Source organism: Serratia sp. LSHTC3, from assembly GCF_057197125.1.
Window position 1 is genome coordinate 513,567 of the sequence record NZ_JBXUNP010000001.1, and the last position, 17,873, is coordinate 531,439.

At 61.0% G+C, this 17,873-nt stretch carries 14 protein-coding genes, 1 tRNA gene and 1 other RNA gene; 7 read left to right on the forward strand and 9 right to left on the reverse strand.

Features of this window, described 5'->3' with window-relative positions; genetic code table 11:
* Positions 1-212: 212 nt before the first annotated feature.
* From ttrB to ttrA, 3 genes are read left to right on the forward strand one after another with little or no spacing between them, the layout of a single operon-like run.
* Positions 213-950, forward strand: coding sequence for a tetrathionate reductase subunit TtrB (ttrB, locus tag AC2CGI_RS02485; RefSeq protein WP_015378545.1), 738 nt, complete (start codon positions 213-215; stop codon positions 948-950).
* Positions 947-1,972, forward strand: a complete 1,026-nt coding sequence (ttrC, locus tag AC2CGI_RS02490; RefSeq protein WP_021505930.1) for a tetrathionate reductase subunit TtrC — start codon at positions 947-949, stop codon at positions 1,970-1,972. Before ttrB ends, ttrC begins: the two co-directional genes overlap by 4 nt.
* On the forward strand, positions 1,965-5,036 hold the full coding sequence (gene ttrA / locus AC2CGI_RS02495; RefSeq protein WP_076740594.1) for a tetrathionate reductase subunit TtrA: 3,072 nt from the start codon (positions 1,965-1,967) through the stop codon (positions 5,034-5,036). Before ttrC ends, ttrA begins: the two co-directional genes overlap by 8 nt.
* A 47-nt stretch (positions 5,037-5,083) precedes the next feature.
* Here the strand turns inward: ttrA and AC2CGI_RS02500 are convergent.
* From AC2CGI_RS02500 to AC2CGI_RS02515, 4 genes are all read right to left on the reverse strand, one after another.
* A non-coding RNA gene (locus AC2CGI_RS02500) (RtT sRNA) lies at positions 5,084-5,213 on the reverse strand.
* A 34-nt stretch (positions 5,214-5,247) separates the two neighbouring features.
* A tRNA-Pro gene (locus tag AC2CGI_RS02505) sits at positions 5,248-5,324 on the reverse strand.
* Between the two features lie 78 nt (positions 5,325-5,402).
* Positions 5,403-7,184: an LPS biosynthesis-modulating metalloenzyme YejM gene (yejM, locus tag AC2CGI_RS02510; protein WP_076740595.1), complete on the reverse strand. Its 1,782-nt coding sequence runs from the start codon at positions 7,182-7,184 to the stop codon at positions 5,403-5,405.
* A 9-nt stretch (positions 7,185-7,193) separates the two neighbouring features.
* Positions 7,194-7,421 (reverse strand): YejL family protein, encoded by a 228-nt coding sequence (locus AC2CGI_RS02515; protein WP_004935782.1) that lies wholly within the window; start codon positions 7,419-7,421, stop codon positions 7,194-7,196.
* A 211-nt stretch (positions 7,422-7,632) separates the two neighbouring features.
* Between AC2CGI_RS02515 and yejK the strand changes: the two genes are divergently transcribed.
* Positions 7,633-8,640, forward strand: coding sequence for a nucleoid-associated protein YejK (gene yejK / locus AC2CGI_RS02520; RefSeq protein ID WP_004935779.1), 1,008 nt, complete (start codon positions 7,633-7,635; stop codon positions 8,638-8,640).
* A gap of 84 nt (positions 8,641-8,724) precedes the next feature.
* Here yejK and rplY read toward each other — a convergent pair whose 3' ends face one another.
* Together rplY and radD are read right to left on the reverse strand one after the other, a co-directional pair.
* Positions 8,725-9,009: a 50S ribosomal protein L25 gene (gene rplY, locus AC2CGI_RS02525; protein WP_004935776.1), complete on the reverse strand. Its 285-nt coding sequence runs from the start codon at positions 9,007-9,009 to the stop codon at positions 8,725-8,727.
* Positions 9,010-9,171: 162 nt separating this feature from the next.
* Entirely contained in the window at positions 9,172-10,929 is a 1,758-nt protein-coding gene (gene radD / locus AC2CGI_RS02530) for a DNA repair helicase RadD (protein WP_004935773.1), read from the reverse strand.
* Between the two features lie 319 nt (positions 10,930-11,248).
* On the opposite strand from radD, the gene rsuA reads away from it, so the two are divergent.
* From rsuA to AC2CGI_RS02545, 3 genes are all read left to right on the forward strand, one after another.
* The gene (gene rsuA, locus AC2CGI_RS02535; protein ID WP_004935770.1) at positions 11,249-11,962 is read left to right on the forward strand and encodes a 16S rRNA pseudouridine(516) synthase RsuA; all 714 of its coding nucleotides are present in this window, start codon (positions 11,249-11,251) and stop codon (positions 11,960-11,962) included.
* Positions 11,963-12,003: 41 nt separating this feature from the next.
* Entirely contained in the window at positions 12,004-13,200 is a 1,197-nt protein-coding gene (locus tag AC2CGI_RS02540; protein ID WP_015378537.1) for a Bcr/CflA family multidrug efflux MFS transporter, read from the forward strand.
* Between the two features lie 594 nt (positions 13,201-13,794).
* Complete coding sequence (locus tag AC2CGI_RS02545; RefSeq protein ID WP_004935763.1) at positions 13,795-14,139, forward strand: YejG family protein; 345 nt, start codon at positions 13,795-13,797, stop codon at positions 14,137-14,139.
* Between the two features lie 8 nt (positions 14,140-14,147).
* Here the strand turns inward: AC2CGI_RS02545 and yejF are convergent, their stop codons facing one another.
* Genes yejF through AC2CGI_RS02560 form a run of 3 tightly spaced genes read right to left on the reverse strand, consistent with a single transcriptional unit; the run spans position 14,148 to position 17,864 of the window.
* Entirely contained in the window at positions 14,148-15,749 is a 1,602-nt protein-coding gene (gene yejF, locus AC2CGI_RS02550) for a microcin C ABC transporter ATP-binding protein YejF (RefSeq protein WP_076740596.1), read from the reverse strand.
* A 1-nt stretch (position 15,750) separates the two neighbouring features.
* Positions 15,751-16,776, reverse strand: coding sequence for an ABC transporter permease (locus tag AC2CGI_RS02555; protein WP_076740597.1), 1,026 nt, complete (start codon positions 16,774-16,776; stop codon positions 15,751-15,753).
* Complete coding sequence (locus AC2CGI_RS02560) at positions 16,773-17,864, reverse strand: microcin C ABC transporter permease YejB (protein WP_015378534.1); 1,092 nt, start codon at positions 17,862-17,864, stop codon at positions 16,773-16,775. Before AC2CGI_RS02560 ends, AC2CGI_RS02555 begins: the two co-directional genes overlap by 4 nt.
* Between the last annotated feature and the right edge of the window lie 9 nt (positions 17,865-17,873).

Consider the following 17,873-nt stretch of genomic DNA (forward strand, 5'->3'; position numbering starts at 1 on the left):
GCAGCAGTAATAACACGACCCTCACGGCCCCTCCTGATGGGCAATCTGCCTGCCGTCACTTGTTTTAGATCAACGTTAGGTCCGGTATGTGGTTAACCACAATAGAGCTGAGCCCAATGTCATTTTTACACTGTAAATCATCGACATTGTTTATTCATCTAACGGGCATCAATAGCGTGATCGGAGTGATGCCCAGGACGTGGGAGAGGCGCATGGATTTCGGTAAACGGCAGTTTTTACAGCGGCTGGGCGTGTTGACGGCGGGGGCTTCGCTAATCTCCGTGGCGGAGGCCGGGCTGACGTTAGCACCGACGCGGCGCGAGGGGGATGCGAGCCGCCGTTACGCGATGCTGATCGACCTGCGGCGCTGCGTAGGGTGCCAGGCTTGTACCGTGAGCTGCGCCATTGAAAACCAGACGCCGCACGGGGAGTTTCGTACCACGGTAAACCAGTATCAGGTCAGCCTCGAAGGCGAAGCCGCTGCGACCAACGTGCTGTTGCCCAGGCTGTGCAATCACTGCGACAACCCGCCTTGCGTGCCGGTGTGCCCGGTGCAGGCTACCTTCCAGCGCGAGGACGGGATCGTGGTGGTCGACAACAAACGCTGCGTGGGTTGCGCCTATTGCGTACAGGCCTGTCCGTACGATGCCCGTTTTATCAATCACACAACCCAAACGGCGGACAAATGCACCTTTTGCGTGCACCGGCTGGAGGCGGGATTGTTGCCGGCATGCGTGGAGTCGTGCGTGGGAGGGGCGCGGATCATCGGCGATATGCGCGATCCGCACAGCACGCTGAGCAAGCTGCTGCGGCGCCACGAGGTCGAGATAAAAGTCCTCAAGCCGGAGAACCAAACCGCGCCCCACGTGTTCTATCTGGGGCTGGATGACGCCTTCGTCACGCCGCTGCCGGGGCGGGCGCAGGTCGCCTTATGGGGAGAAAGACGATGAGCCGCCAACTGATGATCGCAGAAGTGCTGAGCCAGCCGCAGGCGGTGAGCTGGCTGCCGTGGGCCGTACAATATTTCTTCTTTATCGGCATCGCCGCCTGCGCCGCGCTGCTGGCCTGCGTGTGGCGCTGGCGCGGTGGAGATAACGCCGCGCATCTGGAGCGCATGGCGCTGTTTATCGGGCTGACGTGCGCCATTACCGCGCCGCTGGCGTTGACCGCCGACCTGCATCAAACCGCCCGTTTCTGGCATTTCTACGCCTACCCGACGCCCTGGTCGTGGATGCCGTGGGGCGCGCTGTTCTTGCCGCTGTTTACCCTGCTGATCGGCCTGTGGTTTATCGCGATTGAATTTACGCGGCTGACGGGCAGACCGGTTGCGCTGTTGCGTGGGATAGCGCCCGCCTGCGCGCTGGTGGCTATCGGCCTGCTGTTGTACACCGGGCGAGAGGTTTCCATCGTGCGCGCCCGCCCAATCTGGTTCAGCTACGGGTTTCCGATCGTGATGTTCCTCAGCGCGCTGCAGGCGCTCTTGGCTTTGCTGCTGCTGGCGATGCGCGAACGGCCCGGTCAGCAGGCGCCGCTGGCGCGCGGGATGTTGCTGACACTGCTGCTGCTCGGCGGGGCGATCCTGCTGTGGGTATGCGGCGATACGTTATCCGGCGCGGCGGTACGCCACTGGCTGCAGACGCAGGCGATGGCGCGCCGGTATGCCGCAGGATGGATTGCGCTGTGGGGGCTGACGCTGGCGTGCGCCGCCTGGGGCGGCTATCGGCGCTTGCCGCGCGGCGGTGCGCCGCTGCTGGTGGCCGGTGCTCTGGTGCTGAGCTGGCTGATGCGCTGGACGCTGTTGATCGAGGTACAAACCATCCCGAAATACAGCGCGTCTAACTCCTCTTATAGCCTGCCGCTCGGCACTGACGGTTTGCTGGCGATCGTCGGCACCTTCGGCTTGTGGCTGGCGTTAATGATCATGGTGCGTGAAGCACAGGCGTTTTTACTGCGGAGAAAACAACATGGCTAAACTCACCCGGCGTCAGTGGTTGAAAGTGGGCCTGGCCTTCGGCGGATTGTCCGCTTTCGGCCTGAGCTATCGCGAAGTCGCCAAACGGGCGATCGACGGCTTGATTCACGGCACCTCAGGGCGGGTGACTCTGGATCGCATCAACGGCAACTCCCTGTCGCCCGAAGGGCGGGCAATGCCGGAATGGCAAGGCAATCCGCAACAGGCCATCTCGATGACCCAGTGTTTCGGCTGCTGGACGCAATGCGGCGTGCGGGTACGGGTGGACAGGCAGACCGACCGGGTATTGCGCATTGCTGGCAACCCTTATCATCCGCTGTCTCAGGAACGGCACGTCGACTCTGCGTTGCCGCTGCAGGATGCGTTGGCGCAGTTGGGTGGCGAACGCGGCCTCGATGCCCGTTCCACCGCCTGCGCACGCGGCGCCACGCTGCTGGAGGGGCTTTACAGCCCGATGCGCGTGCTGGAGCCGATGAAGCGCGTCGGCAAACGCGGCGAGGGCAAGTGGCAGCGCATCAGCTTTGAGCAGTTGATCGCCGAAGTGGTGGAGGGCGGCAATCTGTTCGGCGAGGGGCATGTGGACGGTCTGCGGGCGATCCGCGATCTGGAGACGCCGATCGATGCCCGACGGCCGGGGCTGGGGCCGAAAGCCAACCAGCTATTGGTGACCAACGCCGGTGACGACGGGCGCGATAGCTTCCTGCGGCGCTTCGCCCAGAACAGTTTCGGCAGCAAAAACTTCGGCGCGCACGGCGCTTACTGCGGGCTGGCCTACCGTGCCGGTTCCGGCGCGTTGATGAGCGATCTGGACAAGAACCCGCACGTGAAACCGGACTGGGAACAGGTCGAATTCGCGCTGTTTATGGGGACCTCACCGGCGCAGTCCGGCAACCCGTTCAAGCGCCAGGCCCGGCAATTGGCCAGCGCCAGATTGCGCAGCGAATTCCGTTATGCGGTGGTGGCGCCGGCGCTGCCGCTGACCACCACGTTGGCGGACGATCATGGCCATTGGGTCCCGATATTGCCGGGTACCGACTCGGCGCTGGCGATGGCGATGATCCGTTGGATCCTCGACCACCGGCGTTATCAGGCCGATTATCTCGCCATCCCGTCTGAGGCCGCCATGCAACGCGCCGGCGAGAAGAGCTGGACCAATGCCACGCATCTGGTGATCGCCGAGAGCGAGCATCCGCGCGCGGGGCAGCACCTGACGCTGGCCGATCTCAACGGCACCGGGTCGGCGTCACCGCTGGTGGTCAACGGCGCGGGTGAGCTGGTGGCGGCCGAGACGTGCGACAGCGCCGAGCTGTGGGTAACCCGTACGGTGACGCTGTACGATGGCGCGCAGGTGGAGGTGAAAAGCGGCTTCCAGTGTTTGAAAGAGGCCGCCGACAAGCTGTCGCCGGAGGCGTACAGCCGGCAATGCGGTGTGCCGGTGGCACGCATCGCGGCACTGGCCGAGACCTTTACCGCCCACGGGCGCAAGGCGGCAGTGATCGCCCATGGCGGGATGATGGCGGCGAACGGGTTTTACAATACCTGGGCGGTGATGATGCTTAACGTGCTGATCGGCAACCTGAGCCTGGCGGGGGGCGTGTTCGTCGGCGGCGGTAAATTCAACGGCTTCGCCGAGGGGCCGCGCTATAACCTGGTCGAGTTTCCTGGCCTGGTAAAACCGAAAGGGCTGAATATCGCGCGCAGCAAGGCCGCCTATGAAACCTCCGACGAATACCGCGAAAAAGTGGCGGCGGGCATTTCGCCCTGGCCGGCCAAAGCGCCCTGGTATCCGTTCGTCGCCGGGCAGTTGACCGAGCTGCTGACCTCGGCGCTGGCAGGGTACCCGTACGGGCTGAAAGCCTGGATCTCGAACATGACCAACCCCTTGTACGGTATCGCCGGGTTGCGCGGCGTGGCGGAGGAGCGGCTGAAAGATCCGGCGCGTTTGCCGCTGTTTATCGCTATCGATGCGTTTATCAACGAAACGACGGCGCTGGCCGACTATATCGTCCCGGACACCCATAATTTTGAGAGTTGGGGATTCAGCGCCCCCTGGGGCGGCGTCGCCAGTAAGACCACCACCGCGCGCTGGCCGATAGTGACGCCGGCGACTGCGCAAACGGCGCAAGGGCAGCCGATTTCCATGGAGGCGTTTTGCATTGCCATCGCCAAACGCCTGGCATTGCCGGGGTTCGGCGATCGCGCTATCGGCGACGGCCAGGGCGGGCTGCTGCCGCTCAACCGTGCGGAGGATTATTATCTGCGCGCCGCCGCCAACGTGGCGTTTGCCGGCAAGGCGCCGGTGCCGGCCGCGAGGGCGGACGAACTGGCGCTGAGCGGTGTCGATCGCTTGCTGCCGCAGCTGGCGCAGACGCTGCGCGCCGATGAGATCGACCGCGTGGCGTTTATCTACAGCCGCGGCGGCCGCTTCGCCGATCACGACAGCGGCCGCCGCGACGGCAGCGTGGGCAACCGCTGGGAGAAACCGCTGCAGATCTGGAATGCGGAAGTGGCGAAGCACCGGCATGCGATCACCGGCGAGCGTTTCAGCGGCTGCCCCACCTGCTACCCGGCGCGTTTGTCGGACGGCCGCGCGGTGGAAGCGCTCTACCCAGAACGGCAGTGGCCGCTGCGCCTGATGTCCTTCAAATCGAATGTGATGAGCAGCTCCACCGCGGTGATCCGGCGCCTGCACGACGTGAAGCCGGTGAACCTGGTGGCCTTGAACCCGGCGGACGGGGCGCGTTTCGGTATTCAACACGGTGATTGGGTGCGCATCAGCACGCCGGGCGGCAGCCGCGAGGCGCAGATCAGTTTGCTGGCGGGGGTGATGCCCGGCGTGATCGCGGTGGAACACGGCTACGGCCACCGGGAGATGGGGGCCAGCCAGCACTACCTGGATGGCGAACCGCTGGCGATGGATGAGCGCATCGCCGCCGGCATCAACCTCAACGATCTGGGGTTTGCCGATCCGACGCGCGAAGTGCCGAATACCTGGCTGGATTGGGTGACCGGTGCGGCGGTGCGTCAGGGTATTCCGGCGGCGATCGTCAAACTTTCCGCGTAAACGGCAGACGAAAAAAAACCTGCTGTAACAGCAGGTTTTCTTAAATTTGGTCGGCATGAGAGGATTATGCGCATCTTCGATGCTTGCCCTGCGGGCCGTTGCTAAAGCAACGTGGTCTCACTTCGTTCGGCTCAAACCTCCTGCGGAGATTCTCATCCTCTCGACGTGCAGACGAAAAAAAACCTGCTGTAACAGCAGGTTTTCTTGAATTTGGTCGGCATGAGAGGATTCGAACCTCCGACCCCCGACACCCCATGACGGTGCGCTACCAGGCTGCGCTACATGCCGACGCTATGAAAAATCATACTACCGATTCCCGATGTTAATGCAAGCGCCTCGCCACTTGATTGCTTTAGTTTTAAGCAGTTAGTTGGCGATAAAGCGTTTTACATCGGTCAACACCTGCAACAGCAGAGCAAGCTGCGGTTTCTCGTCTTTTATTTCATCGCCGTTCTGATCGTAGACGCGATAGTTGCCGCTGTTGTCCAGCATCAGCGTTTGTGTCGGCGTGGTGATCACCAGCTGGTTGCCATCGCCGGTGGCGATCCAGTTGTTGCGGCGCTGGGCGGTGAACAGATCCTCGCCTTGCGAATAGTCTTTCGGCGCGGTTTGCACGTGCAGCAGGCGTTGCATCAAGGTGCGCATGACGTCGTTATGGCCGGTCAGCTTGCTGATGGTCTGCGCCGGGGTGCCCGGCCAGTGGATCACCAACGGCACCTGCAGTTGCGCCTGGTTGAAGGCGGTGCCGGCGCCCCATTGGCCTTTGCCGCTGTCGTTGAACTCGACGCCGTGCTCGGCGGTGATCACCACCACGGTTTTATCCAGCAGGCCGCGCTGTTTCAGCGTGTCCAGCACCCGGGCTATCTGAGCATCCACATCTTGCGCGCCGGTGCGGTAGCGCCGAATAAAGTCGGCCGGAACCGGTTTTTTGTCGCCTTCGGTCGGCTCGGCGCCGCTGAAGTTGATATAGGAGAACCACGGCTCTTTGCTACCCTGGTCCGCCAACCAACGTTGCCATTGCTGGGTGGTTTGGGCGTCGCTTTGCGGCGCCGGCGTTGGCAGCGAGAAGTCGGTCAACAGAGCCTGGCGGTACAGGCTGGCATTGAAGCCATCGGAGGAGAACAGCCCCAGCTGGTAGCCCCGATCGCCGAGCGCATTGATCAGTGCCGACGGCTTACGGCCGGCGAGCACGCTGTCCAGATAGGTCGGGGAAATGCCGTAGAACAGGCCGAACAGCCCGGTATCGGCATGGTTGCCCGAACTGTAGTGATCGCTGAAACGCACGTTTTCCTGGGCGAAGCGGGTCAGGGTTGGCATGTCCTGCGCCACGTCTTTGGCGCGAATGCCGTCCACTACGATCATCAGCAGGTTATAGTCGCTGCCTTTATCGCCGTAGCTGAGATCGCTGAGCGGATACTCTACCGACACCGCTTCCGGGTTGCCCTGTTGCACCAGACGGCGCTCATACTCTTGCTGGTCGAGCAGGCCGTGTTTCTCGAGGAACTTGCGCGCGGTCATCGGGTACGAGAGCGGCAGGTTGGCTCGCTGCATGGTGATCGGGCGATAGAAGTTGGCGTCGGCCCAGATATAAATCAGGTGCGACGCGAAAAAGGCGCTGATAAACAGCGCCGCCAGCGGCTTGCCGAAGCGGCGGCGGTTCAGGCTGCGCAGCTTCTGCCAGCTCCAGGTGCCGAACAGCATCTCCACCAGGAAGATCACCGGCACGCAGATAAACATCAGCTGCCAGTCGCGCGAAAGCTCGCTTTGATCCGGGTTGACCACCAGATCCCACACCACCGGATTGAGGTGCAGGTGGAAATGGGAGAACACTTCGCTGTCGACCAGCAACAGCGTGAGCCCGATGGTGGCCAACGCGGCGGAAATAAATCGCAGCAGCCGCTGCGACATCACCACGAAGGTGAGCGGGAAGATCACCAGCAAATAGCCGGCGAACACGATAAAGCTGAAATGCCCCAGCAGGCTGACAAAGGCATAGACCCGGCCCAGCAGGGATGCGGGCCAGTCGGTGACAAACAGGTAGCGGCTGCCCAGCCCAAGGGCGAGCAGGATGTTGAATAAGGCGAACCAGTGCCCCCAGCTGATCATCTGGGAGACTTTTTCACGATAACGCTGACGGTTTGTCACCATAAGTCAATATTAATGTGCTTTATCTTCACGGACAGAAGCCTGCAAGGCTTCCGCGAACGATCTCGCCAGGGTTTTCCGCTGCGCGGGGGCAACGCTGGTGTTGATCAAATTAGTGACCATGTTGCCCAGCACCATCAGGGAAAGATCGGTGGGGGTATGGTGTTTTTCCAGAACATTGACCAGCTCTGAGAGCAGTTGTTCAACGTGTTCGTCACTGTAACGGGATGATTGTGGCATAAAATTGCGCTTAGTAATCTGCAAAGTGCCCTATCTTACCGTATAGGGCAGTGATTTTCCGCTCTTTTATCACTTCCTGTCATTCGGGAAATTGTTCGCCCGCGCCGGGGCGGGGCCCCGCTGCGCCTTTCCGGTTGGCCACAGCTTTTTAGTATTGCAGGGCGGGGTCTTCAGTGTTTGAATACGCGCCTAAAGAACAGGAGGATTTATCATGAGTCTGGATATCGACCAGATCGCTCTGCACCAATTGGTGAAACGCGACGAGCAAACGCTGGACGTGGTGTTGCGTGATACCTTGCTTCCCACCAACGCGGCGGTGGAAGAAATGATGACGGAATTGCATCGCGTCTACAGCGCCAAGAGCAAGGCCTTGGGCCTGTTCAACGAAGGCAGCGAACTGGCGGAAGCGCTGCGCACTTGCCGCAAGGACGATAAGGACTTTCTGGCCTTCAGCCGCGCGGCGACCGGCCGCCTGCGCGACGAACTGGCGAAGTATCCGTTTGCCGAAGGCGGCGTGGTGCTGTTCGGCCAATACCGTTATCTGGCGGTGGAGTACTTGCTGATCGCGGTGCTGAACAGCCGTAACAGCATGCGCGTCAACGAAGAGCTGGATATCAACACCACGCACTATCTGGACATCAACAACGCCGATATCGTCGCGCGCATCGATCTGACCGAATGGGAAACCAACCCGGAATCGACCCGCTATCTGACCTTCCTGCGCGGGCGCGTAGGCCGCAAGGTCGCCGACTTCTTCATGGATTTCCTGGCGGCGTCCGAAGGGTTGGACACCAAGGCGCAAAACCGCGGGCTGCTGCAGGCGGTGGACGACTACTGCGCCGATGCGCAGTTGGACAAGAACGAGCGCCAGTCGGTGCGCCAACAGGTGTACAGCTACTGCAACGAACAGCTGCAGGCGGGCGAAGAGATTGAACTGCAGGCCCTGTCGCAGGAGCTGTCGCCGGTCGGTGAGAAAGACTTCATGCAGTTCTCCAGCGAGCAAGGGTATGAGTTGGAGGAAAGCTTCCCGGCGGATCGCGGCACGCTGCGCCAGCTGACCAAATTTGCCGGCAGCGGCGGCGGCATCAGCCTGAATTTCGACGCCATGCTGTTGGGCGAGCGCATTTTCTGGGATGCGGCCACCGACACGCTGACTATCAGAGGCACGCCGCCGAACCTGCGCGATCAGCTGCAGCGCCGGACCGGCAGCGGCAAGTAAGCGCGCCGGATCGCAGACAATAAAAAACGCCGCAATTGCGGCGTTCTTTATTTCGGCGTCCCGAAAGGTTCGAAAACGTAGCGATTAAACGCGAACGAAGTCGATGTGAGCCAGTTTTGGCTTGAACGGGTGACGCTGTACAGCCTGAACCTTAACTTTGGTTTCTTTACCGTCGATAACCAGAGTTACTGCTTCGCTGTAGAATTCTGGTTTAGCTTCCATGTTCTTAACAGAATCATGGTCCAATTCGATGGAAACTGCAGCTTCTTTGCCACCGTAAACGATAGCTGGGAATTTGTTTGCTGCACGCAGGCGGCGGCTCGCACCTTTACCCTGGTCTTTACGTACTTCTGCATTGATAGTGAACATTGTTTTTTCTCTTAAAAGAAAATTTACCCTGCTACAGGCGACCCAAGTAGCAAGTTCGGGAATCCGCTTTAACGCTGGGCAGGCCCAGGTAAAGCGCGCGGCATTTTAACGGAAAGCCGCCTGCAGGGCAACGAAAACCTGTCCAGATTGGGGACCGTTCGCTCAGGTCAATTGATTGGCGCGGCGGAAACGGCCTTGATAATCGAACACTTTCTCGCGCACCTGCCAAAACTGGCCGCGTTTGCGCGCCACCACGAAATCCGGATGGCGCAGCGCCTGTTGTTGCGCCAGCACGTCGGCGGCGGTGTGCCAGGCGAACGGCACGCCCGGTGCGCGCTGGTGCGGGCGCAGGAACAGCATCTCGAAGGCTTTGCGCTGCGCCGGCGTCTGCAGGCGGAAGCGCTCGCTGGTGCTGGTGCCGTCCTCGTCGTAATAGGTGGCCTTCAGCCATTCGCCCTTGTCATCGCGGCCGCTCTGCAGTTCCATGCCGCCGCAGCGCAGCACCAGCGCGTCTTTCAGCTTCAGCGCCGCCTTCAGCATGTCATCGGGATCGACCAGCACCTCCTGACACTGATGGCAGCGGCGTGCGGCGATGTCGTTCTCCGCGCCGCAGTGCGGGCAGCTCTTGAACCGGAAGCGGTAATCGCACTGTTCGCGGTGGCCGTCGTCGTCTTCCAGCCAGCCCTGACAGCGGCGGCCGTAGTGCTCGATGATATCGCCGTTCTCGGTGCACTTGCCCCAGAACAGATTGGCGAAGCCGCAGGCCGGGCAGAACACCTGCACCGGCTGGCTGTCGCCGTGCGGCTTGCTGACGCCGACCTCAGGCGTAAACAGATCGTGCGGGTTGCCGGCATAGTCGAGGATCAGACAATCCTCCTTGCCGGGCGCCAGCCGCAGCCCGCGGCCGACGATCTGCTGATACAGGCTGACGGACTCGGTCGGGCGCAGGATCGCGATCAGATCGACGTGCGGCGCGTCGAAACCGGTGGTCAATACCGCTACGTTGACCAGATAGCGCAACTGCTGCTGTTTGAACGCCTCGATCAGCGCATCGCGCTCGGCGGGCGGCGTTTCTGCGCTGACCAGCGCGGCCTCGCCGTTCGGCAGCAGGCCGTGGATCTCGCGGGCGTGCTCGACGGTGGCGGCGAAGATCATTACCCCTTTGCGATCGTCGGCGTACTCCACAATCTGGCTGATAATGTGCGGCGTGACGCGGTTTTGCCGCTTCAGCTCGCGGTTCAGATCCGCTTCGCTGAACAGGCCGTTGCTTCTGGCCTCCAGCCGGCTGAAATCGTACTGTACAATCGGCATGTCCAGCCGCTCAGGCGGCACCAGGAAGCCGTTCTTAATCATATAGCGCAGCGGCAGCTCATAGATGCAGTCGCGAAACAGGCTGGCGCCGTCGCCGCGGGTAAAACCGTGGTAGTGATACTGGTAAATCCAGCCCTTGCCCAGACGATAGGGCGTGGCGGTCAACCCCAGCAGCCGCAGCTGCGGGTTGGTTTTCTGCAAATGCTGGATGATTTGTTGGTACTGGCTGTCGTCGTCGTCACTGATGCGGTGGCATTCATCGACGATCAGCAGCGAAAAGGCGCCGTCGAACAGCGGCAGGTTGCGCGCCACCGACTGCACGCTGCCGAACACCACTTTGCCGGCGCTCTCTTTTTGTTGCAGACCGGCGGCGAAGATGTCCGCCTCCAGGCCGTAGGCGCAGTATTTGGCGTGGTTTTGCGCCACCAGTTCCTTGACGTGCGCCAACACCAGCACCCGCCCACGGGCTCGCTTCGCCAGTTCGGCGATCACCAGGCTTTTGCCGGCGCCGGTCGGCAGCACGATCAGCGCCGGTTCGGGACGCCGCCGGAAATGGTTGATGGTGGCTTCGACCGCTTCCAGTTGGTAGGGGCGTAGGGTAAAGGCCATAAAATGAACGCCGTAGAGTGGAATGGGCCGCCGGGTACAGGTCTTGTCGCCCCCGTTCCCACAGAAACAGCGACATTTTACGCCCCGGGCGGCCGAAAAATTTCTACTATTATGCCTTCTGCGCGCGCGCGGTGCGAGAAGCGTGAAAATTACCTCTGTCGGGCAACGCGTTGTGTCGCTATACTTGTGTGACAGCAATCGCTGTTCCCCCACGCGATTCCCCCCCTGAACCTGCTATTTGCACCCGGTGCAACGGCGGGCGTCATATTTTGGCAATACGATCAATGCGATCATAACAACGACAGGCAAAGCAGATCCCATGCGATTGGACAAGTTTTTATCTCAGCAGTTAGGCATCAGCCGTGCGCTGGTCGCGCGCGAACTTCGGGCTAAACGCGTCACCGTGGACGGTGAGGTAGTGAAGAGCGGGGCTGTCAAACTGACCCCGGAGCAAGAAGTGGCGTTCGACGGCAATCCGCTGCAGCAGCAGAACGGCCCGCGCTATTTCATGCTCAACAAACCGCAGGGCTACGTCTGCTCTACCGACGATCCCGATCATCCGACGGTGCTGTATTTCCTCGATGAGCCGGTCGCGTACAAGCTGCACGCCGCCGGGCGGTTGGATATCGACACCACCGGGCTGGTGCTGATGACAGACGACGGTCAATGGTCGCACCGTGTCACGTCGCCGCGCCACCACTGCGAGAAAACCTATTTGGTCACGTTGGAGCACCCGTTGGCGGAAGACACCGCGCAGCGTTTCGCTGAAGGGGTGCAACTGCACAACGAGAAAGATCTGACGCGGCCGGCGACGCTGGAGCAGGTCGACGAGCACGTGGTGCGCTTGACCATCAGCGAAGGGCGCTACCACCAGGTGAAGCGGATGTTCGCCGCCGTCGGCAACCGGGTGATCGCGTTGCACCGCGAGCGCATCGGAGCCATCGTGCTGGATGACGATCTGGCTCCGGGCGAATACCGCCCATTGACAGAAGAAGAGATCGCCAGCGTGGGCGCGCCGCACCTGCAGGACTGATAACCGATCATTGATTGCGGCCGATTAAGGAGTCGTGGAACGTGCAACAGAACCGAACCTCTCATCTCGGTTTGATTTTTATTCTGGGCCTGTTGTCCATGCTGATGCCGTTGGCCATCGACATGTACCTGCCCAGTATGCCGGTGATCGCTGCTCAGTTTGGCGTCGAGTCCGGCAGCGTGCAGATGACGCTCAGCGCCTATATGCTCGGCTTTGCCTTCGGGCAGCTGTTCTATGGGCCGATGTCGGACAGCATCGGCCGCAAGCCGGTGATCCTGTGGGGAACGCTGATCTTCGCCATCGCCGGCTGCGCCTGTGCCATGGCGCAGTCGATCGATCAACTGATCGGGCTGCGTTTCCTGCACGGTTTGGCGGCGGCGGCCGCCAGCGTGGTGATCAACGCCCTGATGCGCGATATGTTCACCAAGGATGAGTTCTCGCGCATGATGTCGTTCGTCATTCTGGTGATGACCATTGCGCCGCTGCTGGCGCCGATGATCGGCGGTGCGCTGCTGCTGTGGTTCAGCTGGCACGCCATCTTCTGGACCATGGGCGCCGCGGCGCTGATCGGTTCGCTGCTGGTGGCCTTGTTCATCAAGGAGACGCTGCCGAAAGAGCGGCGCCAGCGGTTCCACCTGCGCACCACGCTGGGCAACTTCGGTTCGCTGTTCCGCCATAAGCGGGTGCTGAGTTACATGTTGGCCAGCGCCTTCTCGTTTGCGGGCATGTTCTCGTTCCTCAGCGCCGGGCCGTTCGTCTACATCGAACTGAACCACGTTTCGCCGCAGCATTTCGGTTACTATTTTGCGCTGAACATCGTCTTCCTGTTCCTGACGACGCTGATCAACAGCCGCAACGTGCGGCGTTTCGGCGCGGTCAAGATGTTCAAGCTGGGGCTGCTGGTACAGCTGGCGATGGGGCTGTGGCTAATGGCGGTGAGCACCGTGGGCCTGGGCTTCTGGGCGCTGGTGATCGGCGTTGCGGTCTATCTGGGGTGCATCGCGATGATCTCCTCCAACGCCATGGCGGTGATCCTGGATGATTTTCCGCATATGGCGGGCACCGCTTCTTCCCTGGCCGGCACGTTGCGCTTCAGCATTGGTGCGCTGGTAGGGGCGGTGCTGTCGATGGCGCCGGGCAAAAGCGCTTGGCCAATGGTCACCTCGATGGCGCTGTGCAGCATCGTGGCGGTGCTGTTCTATGTTTACGCCAGCCGGCCGCGCGATCGCGCAGCCTGACGTTCTCCCGATTCGGGGCGTGTCGCTCCGCATCGTCACGGGGTTGCGCCCTGCCATTTCAGGGTGCAACCGGCAATGAAAAATTTGTTGCTAAATATACGCAAGCTAATCAACTGGCCACTTTCTCACCTGTGTGCTTTTTGTTAAAAAATTCCGCCGTCGTGCCGCCCAATATTCCCCGGGAGGCGCGGCGCGCTGTCGGCTGAGCCGCGCGGGGGGTTTGTATTAGGATTGATGTAAATCAAGGTATTAGCAGCGGTGGCGGCGCTAACGTGACGGGTAAGATGTTTCTTCATTGTAAAAATATGGCGACGAAAAAGTAGTCGCATTGCAAGAAAAAAGAGTTGAGATCGCTGCGGGAAAGGGTTACATATAACGCAAAAATGCGAGCTGAGTCGCAAAATGCCGTGAAATAACACCGCACGGCGCGCCAAAAAGTGGCACGGCATCGGCAAGCACGGGGTCAGGTTAATGGCTTGCGGCAAAATTTACATTTAAATAACATTTGTGCGCGGCAGAGTCGGGAGTCAACGGCTATAACTTAGTAACCCTGTCAGGTAAAAGTGTTTCACCTTTTCAAACTAGGGATTTCATGTGGAGAGTATCCAACTTTCGGTAGTGCATCGCTTGCCGCAAAGTTATCGTTGGCTATCCGGTTTCACCGGCGTGAAGGTCGAACCGATTCCGTTTAACGGAATAGACGAAGATAACAACCTGATTGGGCTGAAGCTGCTCAGCCATGAAGGGGCCGAGGCCTGGCAGGTCATGCAACAGCTCAATCTGTCGCTGCAGGAGATTCAGGTCGACTGTGCGATCGTCGAATGGGAAGGGGAACCTTGCCTGTTCGTGCAGCGCAGCGACGAGAGCGCCACCATGTGCCGCCTGAAAAACGTCGGTGCCGCGATCGCCGAACCACTCAGCGCGCAATACCCCTTCTGAATTCGCCGCTAATCCGCCAACTGCAGCAGTTGACGGGTATAGTCGGCTGCGGGCGCCGCGAAAATCGCCCGGCAGTCTCCCTGTTCAACCACTTCCCCCTGTCGCAGTACGATGACCTGGTGACATAGCGAACGCACCACCTGCAGGTCATGGCTGATGAACAGATAAGCCAACCGGTGGCGTTGCTGCAGCGATTTCAGCAGCGTCAGGATCTGCGCCTGCACCGATTTATCCAGTGAAGAGGTTGGCTCGTCGAGGATCAGCAGCTGCGGTTGCAGGATCAGCGCGCGCGCGATGGCGATACGCTGGCGCTGGCCGCCGGAAAACTCGGTGGGATAGCGGTGGCGAAGCTGCGGATCCAGGCCAACTTCCCGCAACACCTCGATCACGCGTTGTTCCCGCTGCTCGGCGCTAAGCCGCTGGTGCACTTCCAGCCCCTCGGCGATGATCTGCTGCACGTTCAGGCGCGGATTCAGGGCGGAATAAGGATCCTGGAAGACGATTTGCATTCGGCTGCGGTAGGGCAGCATCTGCTTCATCGTGAGCGGGTGCAGTGGTTCGCCGTCGAACCAGATGGCGCCCTGCGAGGCCAGCAGACGCAACAACGCAAGCCCGGTGGTGCTTTTACCCGAGCCGGATTCTCCCACCAGCCCCACGCTTTCCCCGGCGCGCAGCTCGAAACTCAATGATTTCAATGCATAGTGATAATCCACCGTGCGGCGCAGCAGGCCGCGCCGGATAGGGAAGCGCACCTGCAGATCTTCCACCTTGAGCAGCGGCCGCTCGTCGCCGGGGCGCGCGGTGGGTAGCGGCAGCGGTTCGCCGACGTCTTCGGCGGCCAGCAGCTGCTGCGTGTAGGGATGCTGCGGCCGGCTGAACAGCTGCGCGCGGCCGTTTTGCTCTATGCAGCGCCCCTGGCGCATCACCGCCACGTTGTCTGCCAGGCGGCGCACGATATTCAGATTATGGGTGATGAACAGCAACCCCATGCCCATCTCCTGCTTCAATTCTTGCAGCAGCGTCAGGATCTGCGCCTGGATAGTCACGTCGAGCGCGGTGGTGGGCTCGTCGGCAATCAGCAGTTTCGGGCGGGTTAACACCGCCATGGCGATCATCACGCGTTGGCGTTCACCGCCGGAGAGCTGATGCGGATAGTCTTGCAACCGGGTTTTGGCCTGGCGGATGCCGACGCGCTCCAGGCATTCGACGATCTCTGCGCGCGCGGCTTCGCGCCGCAGGCCGCGGTGCAGCATCAGCACTTCCGCCAGCTGTTTCTCGATGGTGTGCAGTGGGTTAAGCGACACCATCGGTTCCTGAAAGATCATCGCGATCTGATTGCCGCGCACCTTGCGCAGGTCAGTCTCCGGCGCATGCAGCAACGACTCGCCGTTGAACAGAATATCGCCGGCAGGGTAAACCACCGGCGGCGCGGGCAGCAGACGCAGTATCGACAGGGCGGTGACGCTTTTGCCGGAGCCGGATTCCCCTACCAGCGCCAGCGTTTCAGCCGGCGCTATTTGCAGCGACAGTTCATTGACTACCGGCGTGACGCTGTCGCCCTGACGGAAGGCGATGCTGAGATCCTGAATAGCGAGCAAAGGAGTGGCCATATCAATGCGCCTTGCTGGGGTCAAAGGCGTCGCGCACCGCTTCGCCGATAAAGATTAATAACGACAGCAGCACTGCCAATACCAGGAAGGCGGTGATGCCGAGCCACGGCGCCTGCAGATTGTTTTTGCCTTGCAGCAGCAATTCGCCGAGCGACGGCGAGCCTATCGGCAGACCGAAACCGAGGAAATCGAGCGACGTCAGGGTGGTGATCGAGCCGCAGAGGATAAACGGCAGGAAGGTCAGCGTCGCCACCATGGCGTTGGGCAGCATATGGCGGGACATGATTACCCGATCCGGCACGCCCATGGCGCGCGCGGCGCGGATATAGTCAAAATTGCGGGTGCGCAGGAATTCGGCGCGCACCACGCCCACCAGGCTCATCCAGCCGAACAGGATGGTGATGCCGAGCAGCCACCAGAAATTGGGCTGGACGATGCTCGACAGCAGAATGATCAGAAACAGCGTCGGCATGCCCGACCACACTTCGATAAAGCGCTGCCCCCACAGATCGAAACGCCCGCCGTAATACCCCTGCGTCGCGCCGACGCACACGCCGATCAGGCTGGAAAACAGCGTCAGCGCCAGACCGAACAACATCGAAATGCGAAAACCGTACAGCACCCGGGCCAGCACGTCGCCGCCGTTGCTGTCGGTGCCCAGCAGGTTGTGCCGCGAAGGCGGCGAAGGGAAGGGCACCTCGGTGGTGAAGTTGATGGTGTCGTAACTGAAGCGGATCGGTGCCCAGACCGCCCAGCCGTGCCGTTCGATCTGCCGCTGCACGAACGGATCCTGATAGTCGGCTTCGGTATTCAGTTCGCCGCCGAAGGCGGTTTCGCTGTAGCTAATCATAAACGGCAGGTACAACCGGCCTTCATAACGCACCAACAGCGGTTTGTCGTTGGCGATCAGATCGGCGGCCAGGCTCAGGGTGAACAGCACCAAAAAGATCCACAGCGACCAGTAGCCGCGGCGGTTGCGGCGAAAACGCGCCCAGCGCGCCTGGTTGATCGGGCTAAGGCGGCTCATTGGCGGGCCTCGAAGTCAATGCGCGGATCGACCAGGGTGTAGGTGATATCGCTGAGGATATTCAACAGCAGGCCGATCAGGGTGAAGATATACAGCGTGCCGAACATCACCGGGTAGTCGCGCTGCAGCGTGGCGTCGTAGCCCAGCAGCCCCAGGCCGTTGAGCGAGAACATCACTTCAATCAGCAGCGAGCCGGTGAAGAACATGCTGATAAAGGTGGCCGGAAAACCGGCGATCACCAGCAGCATGGCGTTGCGGAACACGTGGCGGTAGAGGATTTTTTTCTCGTCCAGCCCCTTGGCGCGGGCGGTGGTGACGTACTGTTTGCGGATCTCGTCGAGGAATGAGTTCTTGGTCAGCATGGTCAGGGTGGCGAAACCGCCGATCACCGTCGCCAGCACCGGCAGGGTGATGTGCCACAGGTAGTCGGCGATCTTCGCCGGCCATGAGAGGGTGTCGAAGTTGCTCGATACCAGGCCGCGCAGCGGGAACCAGTCCAGGTAGCTGCCGCCGGCGAACAGCACGATCATCAGAATGGCGAACAGAAAAGCCGGAATGGCGTAGCCGATGATAATCAGCGTGCTGCTCCAGGTATCGAACGCGCTGCCGTTGTGGACGGCCTTGCGGATGCCGAGCGGGATCGACACCAGATAGATGATCAGCGTGCTCCAGAGGCCCAGTGTGATGGAGACCGGCAGGCTCTGGCCGATCAGCTGCATCACCGAAGCGCCGCGAAACAGGCTGTCGCCGAAGTCGAAGCGCATATAGTTCCACAGCATGGTGAAGTAGCGCTCGTGCAGCGGTTTGTCGAAGCCGTAACGCTTAGTGATCTCGGCGATCACCTCCGGATCCAGGCCGCGCGAACCGCGATATTGGCCGTCGCCAGCCGCGATGCCCGTCCGGGCGTGGCCCAGGCCTTCGCCGACACCGCCGTTGCCAAACCCGCTGCCGTGCCCCAGCTCAATGGCGGCGATGGCCTGATCGACCGGACCGCCGGGGGCGATTTGCACGATAAAAAAGTTGATGGTGATGATCGCCCACAGCGTGGGGATCACCAGTAACAGTCTGCGTATCAGATAGGCCGCCATTCCGACTCC

What these genes read in the sequence shown, in the direction of transcription:
- ttrB (WP_015378545.1), top strand. Translation starts at nt 213, where the DNA reads ATGGATTTCGGTAAACGGCAGTTTTTACAGCGGCTGGGCGTGTTGACG.
- ttrC (WP_021505930.1), top strand. Translation starts at nt 947, where the DNA reads ATGAGCCGCCAACTGATGATCGCAGAAGTGCTGAGCCAGCCGCAGGCG.
- ttrA (WP_076740594.1), top strand. Translation starts at nt 1,965, where the DNA reads ATGGCTAAACTCACCCGGCGTCAGTGGTTGAAAGTGGGCCTGGCCTTC.
- yejM (WP_076740595.1), bottom strand. Translation starts at nt 7,184, where the DNA reads ATGGTGACAAACCGTCAGCGTTATCGTGAAAAAGTCTCCCAGATGATC.
- AC2CGI_RS02515 (WP_004935782.1), bottom strand. Translation starts at nt 7,421, where the DNA reads ATGCCACAATCATCCCGTTACAGTGACGAACACGTTGAACAACTGCTC.
- yejK (WP_004935779.1), top strand. Translation starts at nt 7,633, where the DNA reads ATGAGTCTGGATATCGACCAGATCGCTCTGCACCAATTGGTGAAACGC.
- rplY (WP_004935776.1), bottom strand. Translation starts at nt 9,009, where the DNA reads ATGTTCACTATCAATGCAGAAGTACGTAAAGACCAGGGTAAAGGTGCG.
- radD (WP_004935773.1), bottom strand. Translation starts at nt 10,929, where the DNA reads ATGGCCTTTACCCTACGCCCCTACCAACTGGAAGCGGTCGAAGCCACC.
- rsuA (WP_004935770.1), top strand. Translation starts at nt 11,249, where the DNA reads ATGCGATTGGACAAGTTTTTATCTCAGCAGTTAGGCATCAGCCGTGCG.
- yejF (WP_076740596.1), bottom strand. Translation starts at nt 15,749, where the DNA reads ATGGCCACTCCTTTGCTCGCTATTCAGGATCTCAGCATCGCCTTCCGT.
- AC2CGI_RS02555 (WP_076740597.1), bottom strand. Translation starts at nt 16,776, where the DNA reads ATGAGCCGCCTTAGCCCGATCAACCAGGCGCGCTGGGCGCGTTTTCGC.
- AC2CGI_RS02560 (WP_015378534.1), bottom strand. Translation starts at nt 17,864, where the DNA reads ATGGCGGCCTATCTGATACGCAGACTGTTACTGGTGATCCCCACGCTG.